Source organism: Bradyrhizobium sp. HKCCYLS20291 (assembly GCF_051167715.1).
Classification (GTDB): Bacteria; Pseudomonadota; Alphaproteobacteria; order Rhizobiales; family Xanthobacteraceae; genus Bradyrhizobium.
In genome coordinates this window covers 108,258-128,576 of the sequence record NZ_JBNPTO010000002.1, presented here as the reverse complement: position 1 = coordinate 128,576, position 20,319 = coordinate 108,258, and the positions used below count along the sequence as shown (strand labels likewise).

Annotated in this window: 21 protein-coding genes and 1 pseudogene; 15 read left to right on the top strand and 7 right to left on the bottom strand. The window is 64.1% G+C overall.

All coding sequences use genetic code 11. The features are described 5' to 3' along the window. Window positions 1–180 precede the first annotated feature (180 nt). Window positions 181–1,731 carry a flagellin gene (locus tag ACQR07_RS04655; RefSeq protein ID WP_434901174.1) on the top strand — a complete coding sequence of 517 codons (1,551 nt, stop codon included), beginning with the start codon at window positions 181–183 and terminating at the stop codon, window positions 1,729–1,731. A 137-nt stretch (window positions 1,732–1,868) separates the two neighbouring features. Here ACQR07_RS04655 and flbT read toward each other — a convergent pair whose 3' ends face one another. Then, on the bottom strand, window positions 1,869–2,294 hold the full coding sequence (flbT, locus tag ACQR07_RS04650) for a flagellar biosynthesis repressor FlbT (RefSeq protein WP_434901173.1): 426 nt from the start codon (window positions 2,292–2,294) through the stop codon (window positions 1,869–1,871). Between the two features lie 383 nt (window positions 2,295–2,677). Between flbT and ACQR07_RS04645 the strand changes: the two genes are divergently transcribed. The 3 genes from ACQR07_RS04645 to flaF all read left to right on the top strand — a co-directional run bounded on the left by ACQR07_RS04645 (window position 2,678) and on the right by flaF (window position 6,754). Next, a complete protein-coding gene (locus ACQR07_RS04645; protein ID WP_434901172.1) occupies window positions 2,678–4,225 on the top strand; it encodes a flagellin in 1,548 nt (515 codons plus the stop codon). Between the two features lie 229 nt (window positions 4,226–4,454). Continuing rightward, on the top strand, window positions 4,455–6,026 hold the full coding sequence (locus tag ACQR07_RS04640; RefSeq protein WP_434865020.1) for a flagellin: 1,572 nt from the start codon (window positions 4,455–4,457) through the stop codon (window positions 6,024–6,026). Between the two features lie 362 nt (window positions 6,027–6,388). Beyond that, window positions 6,389–6,754: a flagellar biosynthesis regulator FlaF gene (gene flaF, locus ACQR07_RS04635; RefSeq protein ID WP_434901171.1), complete on the top strand. Its 366-nt coding sequence runs from the start codon at window positions 6,389–6,391 to the stop codon at window positions 6,752–6,754. A gap of 216 nt (window positions 6,755–6,970) precedes the next feature. On the opposite strand, the gene ACQR07_RS04630 is transcribed toward flaF, so the two are convergent. The 4 genes from ACQR07_RS04630 to ACQR07_RS04615 form a co-directional block, all read right to left on the bottom strand. Next, window positions 6,971–7,357, bottom strand: coding sequence for a hypothetical protein (locus ACQR07_RS04630; protein ID WP_434901170.1), 387 nt, complete (start codon window positions 7,355–7,357; stop codon window positions 6,971–6,973). A gap of 216 nt (window positions 7,358–7,573) precedes the next feature. Then, window positions 7,574–8,059 carry a hypothetical protein gene (locus ACQR07_RS04625; RefSeq protein ID WP_434865017.1) on the bottom strand — a complete coding sequence of 162 codons (486 nt, stop codon included), beginning with the start codon at window positions 8,057–8,059 and terminating at the stop codon, window positions 7,574–7,576. Window positions 8,060–8,129: 70 nt separating this feature from the next. After that, entirely contained in the window at window positions 8,130–8,516 is a 387-nt protein-coding gene (gene flgJ / locus ACQR07_RS04620; protein ID WP_434901169.1) for a flagellar assembly peptidoglycan hydrolase FlgJ, read from the bottom strand. After that, on the bottom strand, window positions 8,516–9,640 hold the full coding sequence (locus ACQR07_RS04615; RefSeq protein ID WP_434901168.1) for a flagellar basal body P-ring protein FlgI: 1,125 nt from the start codon (window positions 9,638–9,640) through the stop codon (window positions 8,516–8,518). Before ACQR07_RS04615 ends, flgJ begins: the two co-directional genes overlap by 1 nt. A gap of 270 nt (window positions 9,641–9,910) precedes the next feature. On the opposite strand from ACQR07_RS04615, the gene ACQR07_RS04610 reads away from it, so the two are divergent. Further along, the gene (locus tag ACQR07_RS04610) at window positions 9,911–10,324 is read left to right on the top strand and encodes a flagellar assembly protein FliX (protein WP_434901167.1); all 414 of its coding nucleotides are present in this window, start codon (window positions 9,911–9,913) and stop codon (window positions 10,322–10,324) included. 8 nt (window positions 10,325–10,332) lie between these two features. On the opposite strand, the gene ACQR07_RS04605 is transcribed toward ACQR07_RS04610, so the two are convergent. Next, complete coding sequence (locus tag ACQR07_RS04605; protein WP_434901166.1) at window positions 10,333–10,707, bottom strand: winged helix-turn-helix transcriptional regulator; 375 nt, start codon at window positions 10,705–10,707, stop codon at window positions 10,333–10,335. Between the two features lie 145 nt (window positions 10,708–10,852). On the opposite strand from ACQR07_RS04605, the gene ACQR07_RS04600 reads away from it, so the two are divergent. From ACQR07_RS04600 to ACQR07_RS04555, 10 genes and pseudogenes are all read left to right on the top strand, one after another. Next, window positions 10,853–11,464, top strand: a complete 612-nt coding sequence (locus ACQR07_RS04600; protein ID WP_434901165.1) for an NAD(P)-dependent oxidoreductase — start codon at window positions 10,853–10,855, stop codon at window positions 11,462–11,464. Between the two features lie 227 nt (window positions 11,465–11,691). After that, the gene (dksA, locus tag ACQR07_RS04595; protein ID WP_172114412.1) at window positions 11,692–12,057 is read left to right on the top strand and encodes an RNA polymerase-binding protein DksA; all 366 of its coding nucleotides are present in this window, start codon (window positions 11,692–11,694) and stop codon (window positions 12,055–12,057) included. A 171-nt stretch (window positions 12,058–12,228) separates the two neighbouring features. Then, window positions 12,229–14,340: a sensor histidine kinase gene (locus ACQR07_RS04590; RefSeq protein ID WP_434901164.1), complete on the top strand. Its 2,112-nt coding sequence runs from the start codon at window positions 12,229–12,231 to the stop codon at window positions 14,338–14,340. A gap of 314 nt (window positions 14,341–14,654) precedes the next feature. Beyond that, window positions 14,655–15,446: a 2-keto-4-pentenoate hydratase gene (locus tag ACQR07_RS04585; RefSeq protein WP_434901163.1), complete on the top strand. Its 792-nt coding sequence runs from the start codon at window positions 14,655–14,657 to the stop codon at window positions 15,444–15,446. A 140-nt stretch (window positions 15,447–15,586) separates the two neighbouring features. Beyond that, on the top strand, window positions 15,587–15,847 hold the full coding sequence (locus ACQR07_RS04580) for a hypothetical protein (protein ID WP_434901162.1): 261 nt from the start codon (window positions 15,587–15,589) through the stop codon (window positions 15,845–15,847). Between the two features lie 183 nt (window positions 15,848–16,030). Continuing rightward, window positions 16,031–16,273 (top strand): hypothetical protein, encoded by a 243-nt coding sequence (locus ACQR07_RS04575; protein ID WP_434901161.1) that lies wholly within the window; start codon window positions 16,031–16,033, stop codon window positions 16,271–16,273. A gap of 11 nt (window positions 16,274–16,284) precedes the next feature. Further along, window positions 16,285–16,401: pseudogene (locus ACQR07_RS04570) on the top strand (2-keto-4-pentenoate hydratase); the annotation flags it as partial. Window positions 16,402–16,739: 338 nt separating this feature from the next. After that, window positions 16,740–17,258, top strand: coding sequence for a TadE/TadG family type IV pilus assembly protein (locus ACQR07_RS04565; RefSeq protein ID WP_434901160.1), 519 nt, complete (start codon window positions 16,740–16,742; stop codon window positions 17,256–17,258). After that, entirely contained in the window at window positions 17,258–17,809 is a 552-nt protein-coding gene (locus ACQR07_RS04560; RefSeq protein WP_434901159.1) for a TadE/TadG family type IV pilus assembly protein, read from the top strand. The genes ACQR07_RS04565 and ACQR07_RS04560 overlap by 1 nt, the downstream gene beginning before the upstream one ends. A gap of 10 nt (window positions 17,810–17,819) precedes the next feature. Beyond that, entirely contained in the window at window positions 17,820–19,163 is a 1,344-nt protein-coding gene (locus ACQR07_RS04555) for a TadE/TadG family type IV pilus assembly protein (RefSeq protein ID WP_434901158.1), read from the top strand. 372 nt (window positions 19,164–19,535) lie between these two features. Here ACQR07_RS04555 and flgH read toward each other — a convergent pair whose 3' ends face one another. Continuing rightward, window positions 19,536–20,315 carry a flagellar basal body L-ring protein FlgH gene (flgH, locus tag ACQR07_RS04550; protein ID WP_434901157.1) on the bottom strand — a complete coding sequence of 260 codons (780 nt, stop codon included), beginning with the start codon at window positions 20,313–20,315 and terminating at the stop codon, window positions 19,536–19,538. Window positions 20,316–20,319 lie beyond the last annotated feature (4 nt).

The window sequence follows — 20,319 nt, the reverse complement described above, 5'->3', positions numbered from 1 at the left end:
CCCGACTGCTCTAAGCCTCTGTCCGAGCGATTGAAGCCGGAGAGTGCCACAACCATTTCAGCGTTTGTTAGCCACTCTTGTTCACCGTGACGCCCGTCACCCAAGCCGGAAAATCCGGACTTGGCGACGCCCGATCTCGAAGGGATCGGGGTGTTTGTTTCACACCAGAAAGGTATGAAAATGTCAGGCATTGTTCTCTCGGCGTCGGTGCGCCAGAATCTGCTGTCGTTGCAGTCGACGGCGCAGCTTCTCGCCACCACCCAGAACAACCTCTCGACCGGCAAGAAGGTCAACTCGGCGCTCGACAATCCGACCAACTTCTTCACCGCCCAGGGTCTCGACAACCGCGCATCCGACATCTCCAATCTGCTCGATGGCATCGGCAACGGCGTGCAGGTCCTGCAGTCCGCCAACACCGGCATCACTTCGCTGCAGAAGCTCGTCGACAGCGCCAAGTCGATCGTCAACCAGGTGCTGCAGAGCGCGGTCGGCTATTCCACCAAGTCGAACGTGACGTCGGCTGCGCTGAGCGGCGCGAGCGCCTCCGACCTGCTGGCTTCCAGCTCGACGGCGGTGACCGGCACAGCCGTGCAGAACGACGCGTCCTCCGGCGCGGGCAATATCACCGGCTCGACCAAGCTGTCGGGTACGGCGGCAACCTCGTCGAACAACCTCGCCAGCGGCATCACGTCGGGTGAAACGCTGGTCGTCAACGGCACCACCTTCACCTTCATCACCGGCACGTCCTCGACCGGCACCAGCATCGGCATCGGTGACACCGTGTCGAACCTGTTGTCGGCGATCCAGACCCAGGCCGGCGTGACCGCGACCCTCAGCAGCGGCCAGATCACCTTGACGCCTCCGGCGGCAGGATTGACGCTCTCGGGCAGCTCCGGCACCTTGGCCAAGCTCGGACTGAGTGCGGTCGGCGACGGCTTGTCGGGACAGACACTCACGGTCGGTGCCACAGGAGGTGGCACGGCCACGAGTATCACCTTCGGTCTGGGGACAGGGCAGGTGAAGTCGCTGACCGACCTCAACACGAAGCTCGCAGCCAACAACCTGCAGGCCTCGATCGATTCGTCCACCGGCAAGATCACGCTCACCACCACCAACGACGCGGCGTCTGCCACGATCGGCGCGATCGGTGGTACGGCGGCGGCATCCAGCCAGTCCTTCAACGGCCTGACGGCAGGGGCTCCGGTGGCTGACTCGACCGCGCAGACGCAGCGCGCGAACCTGGTCTCGCAGTACAACAACGTGCTGACGCAGATCAACCTCACGGCGGCGGATGCCTCGTTCAACGGCGTCAACCTGCTGAACGGCGATACGCTGAAGCTGACGTTCAACGAGAACGGCAAGTCGACGCTGTCGATCACCGGCGTCACCTTCAACACCGGCGGCCTGGGTCTGTCGACCCTGACCTCGGGCACCGACTTCCTCGACAACAACTCGGCGAACAAGGTGATCGGCGTGCTGAACAGCGCTAGCTCCACGTTGCGGTCGGAAGCCTCGACGCTCGGTTCGAACCTGTCGGTGGTGCAGATCCGTCAGGACTTCAACAAGAACCTGATCAACGTGCTGCAGACCGGTTCGTCGAACCTGACGCTGGCCGACACCAACGAGGAAGCGGCCAACAGCCAGGCGCTGTCGACCCGCCAGTCGATCGCGGTATCAGCGCTGTCGCTGGCCAACCAGTCGCAGGCAAGCGTGCTGCAGCTCTTGCGCTGATCCACGGCACGATCAATTCGACAACGAAGGCGGCGTGGGAAACCCCGCCGCTTTTGCATTTGGCCGGGCGCGACAACGAGAAGCCCGGCGCCGCCTGTGGCGGGCCGGGCGTTGGATGTTTGATCGAGGAGCGCGGCTCAGGCGGCGGAGCTGACCGGCTTGGCCTGCTGTTCGGCCTCGGCCTGCTCGATCAGCTGCTTCTCGTAAGCGACGAGCTTCTTGGCTTCCTTCAGCGCCTGATACAGATCGCCATTGAGGATGTGGCCATTGATCGCCTCGATGATCGGCCAGGCGCTCGGCACCGTCGTGATGATGTCGCGCAGCAGGTTGAAATAGGTGCCGTGGTTGGTGTCCGCGCCCGGCGAGATGTACATCAGCTGGACGGCGAGATAGACGAGCTTGGCCGGCGTGTCGGCAGTCTCCGGCGTGAGAATGTCCTTTTCGCGCAGGATCGGAATGTTTTCGCCGTCGATCAGCAGCCGCGCCCGCTGGTCGGTGTTGGTGATCACGCACGAGCCGATGATGATGCGCTCATGCGGCTTCAGTTCGACTTTCAGGGCCATTCTCGTCCTCCGTTGCGGCGATCGGCGCGGCGCTGAAGCTGCTCCGGCGAGGCCGGTCACCGCTGTGGGGCCAGTCAAAATCGCAGCGGACAGTCTGCGCGCTCGATCGGTCGGCGCGCAGCGATCCTTTCCGAACATGGTTAACGCTCGGTAAACGACCGGCGAGCTTGGTAAATGTCAGGTGTTTTCAACGTGATGGCCGAGCGGCGCCGCAGGTATCAGGGGCGTCGCAGCCGGTGCAAACCGGCCCCGCCGCGCGCCGCTTCACCGTTTGTTAGCCACTCCCATTTACCTTAACGCACGTCGCCCGGTTGCGAAGTCGATGCGGGCACAGCCGATCCTGAAGGGTCGGTCTGTTTGAGTCACACCAGAAGGGTATGAAAATGTCAGGCATTGTTCTCTCGGCGTCGGTGCGTCAGAATCTGCTTTCGCTGCAGTCGACGGCTCAGCTGCTCGCCACCACCCAGAACAATCTCTCCACGGGCAAGAAGGTCAACTCGGCGCTCGACAACCCGACCAACTTCTTCACCGCCCAGGGTCTCGACAACCGCGCATCCGACATCTCCAATCTGCTCGACGGTATCGGCAACGGCGTGCAGGTGCTGCAGGCTGCCAACACCGGCATCACCTCGCTGCAGAAGCTCGTCGACAGCGCCAAGTCGATCGCCAACCAGGTGCTGCAGAGCTCGGTCGGTTACTCCACCAAGTCGAACGTGACGTCGGCGGCTCTGACCGGCGCGACCGCGAGCGACCTGTTGGGCTCCAGCTCGACGGCGGTGACTGGTACGGCCGTGCAGAACGACAACACCTCGGCTGCGTCGGCGATCACCGGCTCGACCAAGCTGTCGGGCACGGCAGGTACCGCCTCGAACGACCTCGCCTCCGCCATCACCTCCGGTGAAACGCTGGTCGTCAACGGCACCACCTTCACCTTCATCACCGGCACGTCCTCGACCGGCACCAGCATCGGCATCGGTGACAGCGTGTCGAACCTGCTGTCGGCGATCCAGACGCAGGCCGGCGTGACCGCCACCCTCAGCAGCGGCCAGATCACCTTGACGCCTCCGGCGGCAGGATTGACGCTCTCGGGCAGCTCCGGCACCTTGGCCAAGCTCGGACTGAGTCAGGTCGGCGACGGCTTGTCGGGACAGACACTCACGGTCGCAGCCACAGGAGGTGGCACGGCCACGAGTATCACCTTCGGTCTGGGGACAGGGCAGGTGAAGTCGCTGACCGACCTCAACACGACGCTCGCAGCCAACAACCTGCAGGCCTCGATCGACACCACCGGCAAGATCACGCTCACCACCACCAACGACGCGGCGTCGGCCACGATCGGCGCGATCGGTGGTACGGCGGCGGCGTCCAGCCAGTCCTTCAACGGTCTGACGGCGGCGGCTCCGATCACCGACGCGACGGCGCAGACGCAGCGGGCGAACCTGGTCTCGCAGTACAACAACGTGCTGGCGCAGATCAACACGACCGCGTCGGATGCCTCGTTCAACGGCGTCAACCTGCTGAACGGCGACACGCTGAAGCTGACCTTCAACGAGACCGGCAAGTCGTCGCTGTCGATCACCGGCGTGACCTTCAACACCAGTGGCCTGGGTCTGTCGACGCTGACCTCGGGCACTGACTTCCTCGACAACAACTCGGCGAACAAGGTGATCACCGTGCTGAACAGCGCTAGCTCCACGTTGCGGTCGGAAGCCTCGACGCTCGGTTCGAACCTGTCGGTGGTGCAGATCCGTCAGGACTTCAACAAGAACCTGATCAACGTGCTGCAGACCGGCTCGTCGAACCTGACGCTGGCCGACACCAACGAGGAAGCGGCCAACAGCCAGGCGCTGTCGACCCGCCAGTCGATCGCGGTGTCAGCGCTGTCGCTGGCCAACCAGTCGCAGGCGAGCGTGCTGCAGCTGCTGCGCTGATCCACTGCACAATCCATTCGACATCGAAGGCGGCGGGGGAGACCCCGCCGCTTTTTTTGCGCCTGGTTCGGCGCGACGGTCCGTATCAATACTGGTTTCGATCGCGCGGACGATGGAGGATGCGGGCAGTAACCCGGCGTTAAGCAAGAAATTTAAAGCGCCATTAACCATGTTTTAAAACAGCGTGGACTAGAACCTCCTGGTGAATAACTAGGAAGGTTTCACAAACATGTCCGGTATCGTTCTTTCGGCTTCGGTTCGCCAAAACCTGCTGGCGTTGCAAAATACCGCATCGCTGCTGGCCACGACTCAAAACAACCTGGCCACCGGCAACAAGGTCAACACGGCGCTCGATAACCCAACCGAATTCTTCACCGCGCAATCGCTCAACAACCGGGCGAGCGACATCGCGAACCTGCTCGACAGCATCGGCAACGGCGTCCAGGTTCTGCAGGCGGCAAATACCGGTCTGACCTCGCTCCAGAAGCTGGTCGACAGCGCAAAGTCGATCGCCAGCCAGGTCCTTCAGGCACCCACGGGATATACCACCAAGTCGAGCATCACCTCGGCGGTCATTTCCGGCGCCACGGCGAACAATCTGCTCGGCAGTTCGTCGAACAAGTTCGTGGTCGGCAGCGTCACCAACAACGACAATCTCAGCTCGGCCGTCGCGATCACCGGCTCCACCAGGCTGTCGGGCACGGCGACCTCGACCTCGAACGATCTGGCCAGCAGCGTCACGACCGGTGACACGCTCGTGGTCAACGGTGTGGTGTTCACCTTCGTGGCCGGCTCCGTCTCGGCGGGCACCAATATCGGCGTCGGCGACACCGTCAGCAACCTTCTTGCCGCGATCGATTCGGTGACCGGCGCGACCGCGACGCCGTCATCGGTGACCGGCGGCCAGATATCTCTTGCGACAGGCACGGCACAGGATCTTACAATATCGGGCACCGCCTTGGCCAAGCTCGGATTGTCGCCCGGCACGACAACACGCAATCCTCCAGCTCTATCTGGAGAGACATTGACCATCGCCTCGACAGGAGGCGGCGTGGCGACGAACATAACGTTCGGAACAGGCGCATCGCAGATATCGACATTGGCGCAGCTCAATACCGCGCTCGCCGCGAACAATCTGCAGGCCAGCCTGAGCACCAACGGTCAGCTTACGATCCTCACCACTAACGAAGCAGCGTCGTCGACGATCGGCGCGGTGGCCGGCTCTTCCACCGCGGCCAGCCAGGCCTTCAACGGCGTGACGGCGTCCACGCCGGTGGCCGACACCAACTCACAGACGACCCGCGCCGGCCTGATCGCGCAGTACAACAACGTGCTCGCGCAGATCGATACCACCGCGCAGGACGCCTCGTTCAACGGCATCAACCTGCTGAACGGCGACACGCTGAAGCTGACCTTCAACGAGACCGGCCGGTCCACCCTGAACATCACGGGCGTGACCTTCAACAGCACCGGTCTCGGCCTGTCATCCCTGGTGGTCGGAACCGACTTCCTCGACAGCAATTCGGCGAACAGGGTTCTGACGACGCTGAACAGCGCGTCGACCTCGATCCGCTCCGAGGCTTCGTCGCTGGGTTCGAACCTCTCGATCGTGCAGATCCGTCAGGACTTCAACAAGAACCTGATCAACGTGCTGCAGACCGGATCGTCGAACCTGACGCTCGCGGACACCAACGAGGAGGCGGCCAACAGCCAGGCGCTGTCGACCCGCCAGTCGATCGCGGTGTCGGCGCTGGCGCTCGCCAACCAGTCGCAGGCGAGCGTGCTGCAGCTGCTGCGCTGAACGCGATCCATCCTTACATCATCGAAGCGGCGGGCCTTGCCCGCCGCTTTTTGTTTGTCAGCAGCTCTCGTTCGTTGCGCGCGGACCGCGTGGACGACGCGCGCTTCCGGCGCGACGGTTGCGTGAGCGGGTGAATGGCGACCTCGGTGTTTTACGGAGAGACCGCGCGGCGTTTTCTTTCCGACAATTTGAATCGCTGCGTTCGCATCAAATTAAGAGGTGCAGCAGACACGGGGATTTCGCGGTGTCCAGCAACGCCACGACATGAAATCCGCTAACAGCTGCTAACCATATTTTAAAGCAGCACAACGTACAAAACCCAAGCAGTTTGGTCGTGTCCCAGCGTCAGTCCGGAGTAATTGATGTCATACGCCGCTCAAGCCTATGCACGCACGTCGCAGACGACGGCATCACCACGGGAGATCGAAGCTCAGGCATTGTTGAAGGCGGCGCGGCAGCTGCAGGACGTTCAAGCCAATTGGAACGGTCCTGATCGCAACATGTACAAGGCACTGCTCTTCAATCGTCGTCTCTGGACGATTTTCATGAGCGCCATGGAGATGAACGACAATCCGAACTCGCTCGAGATTCGTCAGAACATCGCCAACATCGGCGTGTTCGTGATGAAGCAGACCATCGAGATGCAGATGGATCCAAACCCGGCCAAGCTGAAGTCGCTGATCGACATCAACTGCCATATCGCCGCAGGCCTGTCCGGACGCAGCTGATCGATCGAGCCTGAGCGGGCAGTCGCCATGGCCGACGTGCCGGGCATGTGTCACGCCCGGACCAAGAACGTGATGACAGGCTAGGCCCTGCGGCCGATCGATATCGAGAGCGCCTACGCCCCCAGAGCAATTGATACGGCGCGCCCTGCGCTGCGTTGAAACGACGACGCCGCCCGTGAGGGCGGCGTGCCATGATCGATCAGCGCTCGCGGCCGCTCAGGCAATGCGGTCCGTCGGGGCCACCCGCGGTGCTTCCTCCTGATGCAGAGCCTTCTGCAGGTCGAGCGTGTTGAAGTAGGCGCGGCGGCGCAGCACGGCCTCGTCGGGAAACTGGTTCACGACCTGGTCGGTCTTGCGGTTGACGACCTGGAACACCAGCGCAGCCGCAGCACGGTCGTAATAGGCCTGCCGCGAGACGGACAGCTCGCTTGCGACATTGGCCTGCACGTCGTTGCGCACAGGTGTGCCGGAGTCCGCCGCAGTCACGCTCTGACTGGGAGGAAGATCCGTCGGAACAGCGTTCACCACCGCCTGGTTCGACGGCTGGATGATCGGGGCAGGCGCTGGCGCACCCACCGGTCTAACGCTGAAGTCGGAACTCATGGCAGCCTCCTCATGGCCATCGAGTCAATTCCCAACCCATCCCGCTTGCAACTATGCCGATGACCAATCAACGTTATGTTAGGAAATAGGATGAACGCTGCGTTGCGTGTGCCGCGGAGAGTTTAATCTTATCCGAGCATTGAACGACGAGAGCCGCGCGACCTTCACGGTGGCGCGGCTCCCGACGGTCGGGGAAGATGTCGACGTGCGGGCGGCTCAGAGCGTCCGGCTGACCGCCAGCGGCGTCAGATGGCGTGGCCCGGGGGCCGCGCGGCGACCACCGGCGGTGTAGGTATTGGGGACGTTGCGGCGTTGGATCTCCGCGTTGACCCCGCGCACGACCTTCTCCGAGATGGCGTGAGCCGTCGCCAGCACGGTCAGGTTCACCTGCAGCATGGCGCGAAACGTATCGTGGTGGCGATGCAGCGTCGCCAGAAGCTCGGGCGTCGCTTGCTTCATGAACGGCTGGCTGGCCTTCAGGCGGCCCACGGTGGAGACATAGTGACGTGAGAGTTCGGTCTTCTTCGGTCCGAATGCCATGCCCTCGCTGAGCTTGCCGGCGCGGACCAGCTCGGTTTCCTGCTCGATGACAGTGATCAGCTCGCTCATGACGCCGACCATCTCGTCGGCGAGTGCGCGCGCCTCGGCCGCGCTTGCCGCGGCGGTGTAGGTGGTTTTCTTCGCCTGGCCCTGTGCGGTCATTTCATAACTCCCTTGACTGACTTCCTTGGGCGTGAGCCGTCACGAGGCCACGCGCTTGTCACGCAAACGATTACGCCTTGACGTCGGTGGTCGTGCTGCTCTTGGCCTGCTGCAGGATCAGCGTGCGATAGACGTCGTTGGCAATGCCGACGCCGCCGGCCTTGGCGAAGTTCTTCGAATATTCCTCGGTCAGCATCGAGCGCCAGACACCGGTGCCCGGGGTGTTGCCGAACGGGCCGTCGCCCTTCACGCCGCTCGTCATCTGCGAGAACATGGAATTGAGAAACATCGCCTCGAAATCGGTTGCAGTCGCCTTGGCTTTGGCCTGGGCCTTTGGAGAGACCTTGGTGAGGGCTTCTGCGAGATCGAAGTCGGTGCGGGGCGTTGTGGTCGCCGCCGCGTGGGGCATGCTGAGCGGCATGCGGCCGGCATAGGAGTCGACGAAGGAGGTCGCCATCACATCACCTCGATGTCGGCTTCGATCGCGCCGGCGGCCTTGATCGCCTGCAGGATGCTGATCAGGTCGCGCGGTCCGATGCCGAGGCCGTTGAGGCCATCGACCAATTGCTGCAGCGAGACGCCGTCCTTGACGACCGCGAACTTCTTGCCGTCCTCCTGGACCCCGACGCTGGTGCGCGGCGTGACCACGGTGCGGCCGCGCGACAGCGGGTTGGGCTGGCTCACCTGCGGGCTCTCGGAGATCGTGACGGTGAGGTTGCCCTGAGCCACCGCAACGGTGGCGACGCGGACGTCGCGGCCCATCACAATGATGCCGGAGCGCTCGTCGATCACGATCTTGGCGGCGAGATCCGGATCGACCTGCAGCTGCTCGATCTCGGTCATGAAGGCGACGACGTTGCCCTTGAACTCCGCGGGAATGCTGAGCTGCACCGTCGACGGATCGATCGGCTCGGCGGTCTTGACCCCGAGGAAATCGTTAACCGCAGCAGCGATGCGCTTGGCGGTGGTGAAGTCGGCGTTGCGCAGCGCCAGCCGCACGTTCGGGAGCCGGTTCAGCGCGAACTCGATCTCGCGCTCGATGATGGCGCCGTTGGCGATGCGGCCGACGGTCGGCACGCCGCGCACGATCTTGGCGGCCTCGCCCTCAGCCTGGAAGCCGGAGATCGCGAGCGAGCCCTGCGCGACCGCATAGACGTTGCCGTCGGCGCCGAGCAGGGGGGTGACGAGCAGGGTGCCGCCCTGCAGGTTCTTGGCGTCGCCGAGCGCCGACACCGTCACGTCCATGCGCGTGCCCTGCGTCGCGAACGGCGGCAGATTGCCGGTGACCATGACGGCGGCGACGTTGCCGGTGCGGATGGTGGCGCCGCGGATGTTGACGCCCATGCGCTCGAGCATCGCCTGCAGCGACTGCTTGGTGAACGGGATGTTGTTGAGCGTATCGCCGGTGCCGTTGAGGCCGACCACGAGGCCGTAGCCGATAAGCTGGTTCTGGCGCACGCCTTCGATATTGGCGAGATCCTTGATCCGCGACGTCGCATGCGCGGACATGACGGTAGAGGCCAGCGCCAGCATGGCGGCGCAAGCGGCCTGAAACAGGCGCGTAAGTCGGACGCGTCGCATCCTATGCTCCCCTCGAACTCTTCCAAGTGATCAGTTGGCCACTCCCATGACCGCATGATCGGCATCATCTATGCGAGGGCCGTGCCAGGGCGATGCTCCTGACTAACTCATTGAAAGAGTGTGAATTCGATCGTGGGCTTTGTCGCGGTCCGGGGATCCTCCGGAGGAACGAAGCTGCCGCCCCGGCAGATTTTGCCGGGCCGTTTACGCACCGTTAACCACGACGCGGCCAATCTCTGCGCCGACACGCAAAGCTTGCGGGAGCCATCGATGCGCATCTACGGACCGAACGGCACGACGCTGACCACGTCCACGAGCTCCCCGCGGAAAACCTCGTCGAGCGGCTTCAAGCTGCCTGATGCCGACTCCGCGCAGGAGACGCGCGCGACCTTGGCGCCGAAGCAGACCGCCAACATCGACGCGCTGCTGGCGCTGCAGGGCATCGAGGAGGAGCCGGCCGAACGCCGCAAGCGTTCGGTCCAGCGCGGCAAGCGCGCGCTCGACGTGCTCGACGATCTCAAGCTGTCGCTGCTCGCGGGCAAGCTCGATACGACCATGGCGCTGCGGCTGCGCGATGCCGCAGCCGATCTCAAGCAGACCTCCGGCGACCCGCGGCTGGACGCGATCCTGTCGGAGATCGAGCTCCGCGTTGAGGTCGAGCTCGCCAAGTCTGGGCAGACCTGACGGCCGGCTCAGGCCGCCTTCGCCGACGTCTGCGCATCGTAGCGCCGCTGCGCGGCGGTGACGTCCTTGAGATGCTGCTCCGCCCAGTCGCGCAACGGGTCGAGCGCGGCGGCGAGCGTCAGCCCGAGCGGCGTGATCGAATATTCGACCGTCACCGGCACGGTGGCGATCGCGCGCCGCCGCACCAGCCCGTCGCGCTCCAGGCTCTTCAACACCTGCGACAGCATCTTCTGCGAAATGCCTTCGATCGTCCGCCGCAACTGATTGAACCGCAACGGTTCGTTGCGCAGCAGGATCAGGATCAGCACGGCCCATTTGTCACCGATGCGGTCGAGGATCTGACGGGTCGGGCAGTCGGCCGAATAGACGTTGGCGGCTCGCATTCGGTTACTCCGGCGTGACCTGGTGATCTTAAAGTGCTCTCTTAACACCAGCATTCGCTCAGCTATCTAGTCACTATCGGATACCGAGGGTTCTCGTCCAGCCCCTCCTGTTCCGACCGAACGATCGCCAACAAGGAGTTGCAGCATGAAGATCGCCGTCGCCGGGGCCTCCGGCCGTGCCGGGTCCCGCATTACCGCCGAACTCGCCAATCGTGGCCATCAGGTCACCGGCATCGCCCGGAACCCGGAGAAGATCGCAGCCCACGCCAATGTCACCGCGGTGCAGGGCGATGCCAACGACCGCGCTGCGCTGGCCAAGCTGTGGGCCGGGCACGACGTCGCGATCAGCTCGATCCACTTCCTGGCCAGCGATGCCGAGACCCTGATCGGGGCTGCCAAGGATTCCGGCGTATCGCGTTACCTTGTGGTCGGCGGCGCCGGCTCGCTGGAGGTCGCGCCGGGCGTGCGGCTGGTGACGACGCCGAACTTTCCGGCCATGTACAAGGCCGAAGCGGAGAAGGGCGGGGCGTTCCTCGACCGGCTGCGCCAGGAGAAGGAGCTCGACTGGACCTTCCTGTCGCCCTCCGCGATGATCGATTTCGGCGCCCGGACGGGCAAGTTCCGGCTCGGAACCGACCAATTGCTGGTCGACGCCGAGGGCAAGAGCTTCATCTCGTTCGAGGACTTCGCGGTTGCGATGGCCGACGAAATCGAGCGTCCGGCGCACCGGCGGGCCCGTTTCACCGTCGGCTATTGAGGCAGCCAAGGGTGCCCCGGTGCAGCGGCCAAATTTGCCTGTGTAACGGCCAAAACGGCGGGGCGCCGGTGCCGATGGAAATATTGTCTGTCACATGAGGCCGCTATATAACGCGGCCGCGAACGGGCGTATTCCGTCCGCCGGTGCCGAAACCGGCGCCAGCACGTACAGATGGGCTGACCTTGGAAAAGTTGAAGAACTACAAACCTTCCGAAAAAGAGCCTTTCATGAACGAACGCCAGCGCGAGTACTTTCGCGCCAAGCTGCTGGCATGGAAGGAGGAGATCCTGCGCGAATCGAAGCTCACCCTGCAGGCTCTGCAGGAGGAGAACGTGAACCATCCCGACCTCGCCGATCGGGCGTCGTCGGAAACCGACCGGGCGATCGAGCTTCGCGCCCGCGACCGCCAGCGCAAGCTGATCTCCAAGATCGACGCGGCGCTCCAGCGTATCGAGGACAACACCTACGGTTATTGCGAGGAGACCGGCGAGCCGATTTCGCTGAAGCGGCTCGAAGCCCGTCCGATCGCAACACTGTCGGTGGAGGCGCAGGAACGCCACGAGAAGCGCGAAAAAGTCTATCGCGACGAATAAGTCGCGGGGGTGAACCGGGAGCCTTGATCGCGGCCGCCTGCCGGGTGCGGCCGCAGGATTTTTGCGCGCCGATCTGATGTCGCACGATCCGCGGTTTCTCGCGGACGCGAGGAACTTTTCCGCGATCGCCGAATTGGTGGCAGTTCCATCTCGGAACAGCCGCGGGGGATCATGCGGAATCCGGAGACATCGACTGGCGTGCTGGAAAGCGCGCTCGCGACCTTGCAGCGCTCTTATGGTGTTCTGAGCATCAAGGGACGTCTCGTGCTGCTGGCGGGCATCCTGTTCCTGCCCTGCGTCGGCCTGATCGCCTATGTCATCGCCTCGATGGCGCAATCCGCCGACGGTTCCATCCGCCGCGGTCTGTCCTATGCAGCCCAGACCATCTCCGGCGCCGTCGATGCCGAACTGCGTCGCTACATCGCTCTCGCCGAGGTGCTGGGGAAGTCCCCCGAACTTGGCGCGGCTGACATGACCGAGTTCGAGGCGGAGGCGCGCCGCGTCGGGCTGGTCAGCGGCGACGCCTGGATTGTCGTGTCCGACGCTGACGGCCGGCTGGTGCTGAACACCATGGGCACGCCGGGCAAGCCGCTCGGCGAGCGCACGCCGGAGGGCCGGCGCTCGGCCGAGCGTGCGTTCCTGACCGGGCGGCCGTCGATCTCGGACGTTTTCATGGGTCCCAATTCTGGCGAATGGGTTGCCACCGTCGACGTTCCCGTCTTCAAGGATGGCAAGCCGTTCCGCTGCCTGTCGATCGCCATGCCGGCCGCCAACTACACGCGGCTGCTGGCGCAGCAGCAGCTCCCGGCCGACTGGCTGGTCGGCATCATGGACGGACAGGGCCGCTACATCTCACGCATTCCGAAGAACGCGACAACGACTGGCCAGCCTGCATCGGCCGGCTGGCGCGCCCACGCCAAGACGCCGGGGATCTCCGAGTTTCCCTCGGTCGAGGGCGACCGCGTCATCAACGCCAACGCGCATCCGCAACTCAGCGACTGGACGGTCGGCGTCGGCATCAAGCAGGGGGCGTTTGCGCAAGCGATCTCCTCGACCGTCAAGACCGCGACCATCGCGGCGACCACGATCTGCGCGCTGGCGCTGCTGCTCGCCGCGATGATCGGGACCAGCATCGCGCGGCCGCTCGGCAGCATCGCAGTGAAGAGCTCGATCCCGGGAGAGGCAGGGCCGTCGGATCCTCCGGAGGTGCGGGCGCTCAACGCACGTCTGGCCGCGGCGGAAAAGGCTCAGGCCGAGAGCGCGCGCATCGTCCAGGACAACTTTCGACTGCTCGCCAAGGCGCGCGACGATGCCTCGCGCACTGCCGAGCAGCTCAAGCTTGCCGCCAAATACGGCCGGCTCGGCACTTTCATCTGGGACTCGAAGTCTGGCACCAGCCAATGGTCGGACGAGATCGAGGAGCTCTATGGGCTCAAGCCCGGGACGTTCCCCGGTACCTACGACGACTGGCTGGCGCTCGTGCATCCCGAGGACCAGGCGCATGCCGACCACGACAACAAGCAGGCCTTGATTACCGGCGAGCTCGATTCCGAATGGCGGGTGCCGCTGCCGGACGGCTCGGTCCGCTGGATCGAGGCGCGTGCGCGGATGTTGCGCGGAGAGGACGGCAGCGATCTGCAGATGATCGGGGTCAATATCGATGTCACCGCGGCAAAGGAGGCCGACCGCAAGCGTGAGCTGCTGGTTCACGAACTGGCCCACCGCGTCAAGAACAGCCTGGCCGTGGTGCAATCGCTGGCGCACCAGCTGCTGCCCCGCCACGATGCCAAGGTTCGCGACTTCACCTCGCGGCTGCATGCGCTCGCCACGGTCCACACCAGCCTCGCCGAAAGCGACTGGCAGGGCGCCGATCTGGCCGCGCTCGTCACCAGCCAGGTGGCGCCGTTTGCCAGCGCGCCGGATCAACTCGCCCTCAGCGGCCCGGCCATTCTGGTGCCGGTGGAGATGACGACCCAGCTGGCGCTGGTCATCCACGAGATGGCCTGCAACGCCAGCAAATACGGTGCGCTGACCACGCCGAGCGGTCATATCGAGGTCAGCTGGTCGCTTGGCGCCGACGTCCTGCACGTCCGCTGGGAGGAGCGCGGCGGGCCGCCGGCGCGGGAGCCGCCGGTGGTCGGTTTCGGCAGCCGGCTGCTGACGCGCACCGTCCGGCATCTGCAACGCACGTTCGACGACAGCGGGTTGACCTGCTCCTTCGAGCTGCCCTGGCTGGAAACGCGCCAGGAAGCCGCTGCGGGAGTCCTCAGCGAGGCGAATTGATCCCCAAGGATTTCCAAGACAGCCGATTGCCATCCTCGACCGAAGCGCCGCCTCCATGCGCGGGGCCTGCGCGGCTGGAATCCGTGAGCGAATGGTGAGATCATCGCGGGTGTCGGCGGAGAGCCTGTTGAAGCTCGGCGGGGGTCGCCGCGACGTGGCTGAAGCGCCATCTGAACAGCGCCGGCGCTTCGCATGCGGCGCGAAGTGGCCGCGAGAGGGGATGAGGCCAGCCACGAAAACCGTTTGATAACAGGCTGTTCACCATAACATCTGAGAGGCCGCTTGGGGCGGCTGACAGCGGGAGTTGAACGATCATGGGAGCAGACGAGGTTCTTGCCGCCGCGCAATTGATCGTGGGCGCCCGCCGCGAGCGGACTCCGCTTTCGGCGCTGCCGGCTCACCTTCAGCCGAAGGATGAAGCGGCAGGCTATGAGATCCAGCATGAGGTTCACTGGCTGCTCGCCGAGCACGCCGGCGATTTCGCCGGCTACAAGATCGGCTGCACCAGCAAGGTGATGCAGGACTACATTGGCATTCCGCATCCTTGCGCGGGTGGTGTGTTCGCGGGCGGCGTGCACGCCTCTGGCGTCACACTGCGCGCGGCCGATTACGTCAGGGTCGGCGTCGAATGCGAGATCGCGGTGCGGCTCGCGAAGGACCTGCTGCCGCTGGATGCGCCGTTCACGATCGCGCATGTCGGCGACGCGATCGGCGATTGCCACGCCGCGATCGAGATCGTCGACGACCGCTATGTGAAATGGGAGACCATGGGCGCCCCGACCCTGGTGGCCGATGATTTCTTCGCTGCAGGATGCGTGCTCGGGCCCGCCGTCCCGCGCGATCGTGCCGGGGATCTCGCAGCCGTGCAGGGCCGTGCTCTCGTGAACGGCGCCTTGGCCGGGCAGGGCACGGGCGCCGACGTGCTGGGCCATCCCCTCCATGCGCTTGCCTGGCTGGCCAACCATCTCGCCGCGCGCGGCGACGGGCTCGAGGCCGGGCAGCTGGTGCTGACCGGCAGCCTGGTCAAGACGGTATGGCTCGCGGCCGGCGACCGGGTGCGGATGGAGCTGGACGGGCTGGGCGTGGTCGAGGCGGTGTTCGTGTGATTGCGCGAAGACAAAACAAGAACGTTATGCTAGTCTGATTTAATCATCCGTGGGGCTTTTCAGGCCAGGTTGAAGCCCTCTGGCGGAGAGCAGCCTGAGTGCCACCCGTGCATAGGCTTGCCTGAAGTTAGGAGACGCCGTTGAGCGACACCGAAATCATCAGCCTTGAGAAGTCCGTGATCATCGCTGCGGCGGAACGCGCGGAGCGGGAGGGGCTCTCGATAGAAGACTATATCATGCGCGTCCTCATGCGCGAGATGGAGCTCGATGCTCGCGGCCGGACCATTCTCGCCTACGATGCGGTCGGGTCGGCCACAGCCTTTGTGTTGGAGCGGGAAGAGGGGGAGAGCGACGAGGCCTATGAAGCCCGCCGAGAGGCGTTGGGAATGCTGTTCTCCTGAGCCATGCGGCCCGGTGACTACGTCCGCTGCAATTTCCCGTTCAGAGAGATTCGAGGACCTGGACCGTTCGCCCATATCGTATTGGTGTTGGGCGTGGGCAGGTCTGGCGACAGAGCCTCTGCGATCGTGGCCTACACGAGTACGCGAACCGCTCATGAAGGGACACGCCGGCCTCGCCTGCATTTGCTGGTCGACGAGAAGCGCGCGATCGCCTTGGGGCAGAGCAAGTCCTTCATTGTGGATGTCAGCCGCATCGCTCGGCTACCGATTACCGTCGATTATTTTCCAGGGCTGCTCGACGATGCCGTCCCGAGCTTCGGGCGGGATCCGGCGATCGTGGCGACCATTGCGGCGCGTATCCGTGAACTCATTGCAGATGGGTTCGACGTCGTCCCCGTCGATCTGACGTCGATGAATTCGAGCTGATGTCCATCGGCGAGGCCGGTCAGCTGGTGCTGACTGGCAGCCTGGTGAAGACGGTGTGGCTCAAGCCGGGCGACCGGGTGCGGATGGAGCTGGATGGGCTGGGCGTGGTCGAGGCCGCCTTCGTCTGACGCGAGCGACGATCCATAAGAGAGCGGCCGTCCATCCGCCATCCTCGCTTGCCTGGACCGAAAGGCTGAAGGCCCCGATGGAACGTCGGGTGCGCCGGTCGCTGCGACCTGCCTTCCGTGCGAGCTGATCTCAGAACGCCGCGCTTCGTCTGGCCGGGCGGCCGACCCCGTATGAATACGGGGTGCTTTAGAACTAACTCCGGGTTTACGCGGATCCGTCATGTCTGAGTTCCTGCTCGGATTGAATCGCACAGTGGCGTGCTGGAATGATCAGATTGGCACCTCAACGTGCTCGGCGAATTGGATCAGTCGCTCGCTTCGGCGACGTCGCGCGTCGCGTGTTCCGTTGGCGGCGCTTCGTGCGCGCCGAGCATGGCTCGGCAGCCGTCGAATTCGGTCTGGTCGCCGCACCGTTCATCGCGCTGCTGGTGGCCATCATCCAGACGATGATCGTGTTTCTCGCGCAGCGTCTGCTCGATGAGGTGGTGAGCCAGGCCAGCCGCGTGATCCTGACGGGGCAGGCCCAGACCTCGGGGCTGACGCAGTCGCAATTCGCCGATTGGGCCTGCCAGAAGACGGTGATCTTCTTCACCTGCAATAATTTGATGGTGAACGTGCAGAGCTACAGCTCGTTTTCCGGCGTCAGCACGACGACGCCGACGCTCACATTCGATTCGAAGGGCAACGTGACCAACACCTGGAGCTACTCGCTGGGCAATCCCGGCGACGTGGTCGTCGTGCAGGTGCTGTACCAATGGCCCGTCATGCTGGGACCGCTCGGCTTCAACCTGGCCAATCTGTCGAACGGCAACCGGCTTCTGGTCTCGACCAACGTCTTCAAGCGGGAGCCGTCGTGATGGCGCTGCTTCCTCGTCTTCGCCCGTCGCTACAGGGCTTCATTGGCGACAACAGGGCCGTCGCTGCGATGGAGTTCGCCATCGTTCTCCCCTTCATGCTGGCGCTCTATCTCGGCAGTATCGAGGCCGGCAACGGCTTCGCGGTCCAGTTCAAGGCCTCGCTCGCGGCCAGCCGGGTCGCGGATCTCACCTCTCAATACACCAGCATCGACAACAGCACGATGAGCGGCATCCTCGGTGCCGCGTCGCTGGTGGTCGCGCCCTATACGACGTCGGACATGATCGTGACCGTCACCCAGGTCACGACGGATTCCAAGGGGCAGGGCAAGATCATCTGGAGCGACTTGCTCAACGGGACCCCCCAGACAGTCGGCAATGCGGTCACCCTGCCCAAGGCGCTGCAGATCGCGAACACGTCGCTGATCTGGAGCGAGGTGACCTATCCCTACAAGCCCTGGCTCGGTTTCGTCTTCACCAAGACCATCAACGTCTACCAGACCAGCTATTTTTATCCGCGGCTCTCGACATCGGTCAGCCGCGTCAATTCCTGAGGCCTTCGTCATGCGTCGCAATCATCTCAGCGGCTTCCTACGTGACCGCCGGGGTAACGTCGCGGTCATCTTTGCGCTGGCCATGGTGCCTGCCGTGTTCCTGTGTGGCATGACGCTGGACTATGCGTCCGTCATCTACAAGCGCGAGCGGCTGAATGCCGCGGCGGACTCGGCGGCGCTCGCAGCGGTGTCGCCGTCGTTGATGTCGCAGACCGCGACACAGGCCGCGACGGTCGCGACCAACGTGTTCTCGGCGCAGGCATCGGCGATCTCCGGTGTGACCTATCCGGCGCCGCAGGTCTCGGTGACGCAGAATGGCCTGGCGCGCACCGCCACCGTCACCTACAGCGCAACGTCCACCAACATCTTTCCCAACGTGCTGGGGCAGAACGCATGGCCGTTCAACGGCACCGCGACAGCCTCGTCCTCTTCTGCGCCCAACATCGACATCTACATGCTGCTGGACAACTCGCCCTCGATGGCGATCGCCGCCACCACGGCCGGCATCAACACGATGCTGAAGAACACGCCGCAGCAGGAAGGCGGCGCCGGCTGCGCCTTCGCCTGTCATCAGTCGAATCCCAACAGCACCGATACGCCGGGCAACCCGACGGGCTGGGACAATTACAAGCTCGCGCAGTCGCTCAATGTGGTGACGCGCATCCAGAACATGGCCTCGGCGACGAAATCCCTGACCAGCACGGCGACGTCGCTGGCCGCGCAGTACAATTCCTCGTTCCGGATGGGCGTCTACACGTTCAACAGCAGCGATCTGGGAACGCCGCTGACGACCGTTCAGTCGCTGACGAGCAACCTGTCGCTGGCGGGAACGGCGGCGGCGAGCGTCGACGTGCTGGAGGTCTATTCGCAGAACAAGATCACGACATCCTTGTACAACTATGACGCCGATACGGACTTCGCCTCGGCGCTCTCGGCGATGAACAGCGTCATGGGCACGCCAGGCTCCGGCGCCTCCGGCAGTACGCCGCAGGCTCTGCTGTTCATTGCGACCGACGGCGTCGAGAGCAAGCAGACCAGCACGTGCAGCCAGACGGTCCTCGTACACCACGGCATCACGCGCTGCGTTCAGCCGTTCGACATTTCGCTGTGCAGCACCATCAAGAGCCGCGGCATCAAGATCGCGGTGCTCTATACCCAGTACTATCCGCTGCCGACCGACAACTTCTACAACAACTACGTTGCGAAGTTTCAGGCCAATATCGGCCCCAATCTGCAGAGCTGCGCCAGCTCGGGCCTGTATTTTTCGGTCAGCACGGATGACGACATCACCGCGGCCATGACCACGCTGTTCAAGACCGCCATCCAGTCGATCGAATCCCATCTGTCCAACTGAGGCGCGGCGCACCGGTCCGATGCGGCCTCGATGCCTGCCGGGTTGCGCCTTCGTCGCCAACACGACGTCGCTGAAACGAACACGGCCTCCGGCAGGGGAGCTACCGGAGGCCGCGTATACATCACCCGTTGCGCCTAGGTTCGCGTTGGGCAATGTGGGAGCTCGTTGCTGGAGACGGGCGGTGGCTGCGGGGTCATCATGACCTTATCGCGCTCGGCCGATCCGTCGCCTGACCCTCCTCGCCAGCGAGGAGGGATTTTCATCCTGGTGTTCGATCCTTCGTTCCTGATTGCCGATCGCGTCGGCGGCGCCTTGCTCCGGGACCGGGCGGCCGGATGGACCGCCCGATCACGTTCGATCTTGGTCTTCGCCTCAGAACGGCAGCAGGATGTCCATCACCTGCTGGCCATAGCGCGGCTGCTGCACGTCGCTGATCTGGCCGCGGCCGCCGTAGGAGATGCGGGCCTGGGCGATCTTCGAGCTCTCGATGGTGTTGTCGCTCTGGATGTCCTCGGGCCGCACGATACCGGCGACGATCAGCTCGCGGATCTCGTAGTTGACGCGGATCTCCTGCTTGCCCTCGACCACCAGGTTGCCGTTCGGCAGCACCTGCGTCACCACGGCGGCGACGTTGGTCTGCAACGTTTCCTGACGCTGGATCGAGCCCTTGCCGTCGGACGACGCGGTGCCGTCGGCGGTCAGGATGCGTCCCGGCAGCACCTTAAGCGCCTGGGTCCCGAGCGTCTTGGCGCCAATGAAGTCGGTGATCCCGGAGTCTTCCGAGTTCTTGCGGCTGCGCTGGGTCTCGTTGGCAAAATTGGCCTGGTCGGAGATGCTGACCATCACCGTGAGGATGTCGCCGACCTGATGCGCGCGCTGGTCCTTGAAGAAGGCGCGTGAGCCGTTGCGCCACAGCGAGTTCGGCGCGTAGGACACCGCTTCCGGCTTCGGCATCGGCATCTGCACCGGCTTGTAACCGGGCTGTGTCGTCGGGTTGTCGATTTCCGTCAGCCTCGGCCGCTCGCCGATCTGCGTCAGGCGGTCGATCGAGGAGCATCCGCCGGCCACCGACAGCACCGCGAACGACACCGAGACCAGTGCGACCCGCCGCAGGCGCGCAGTACCCTGACCATCAAACTTGAACGTCGACATGAAA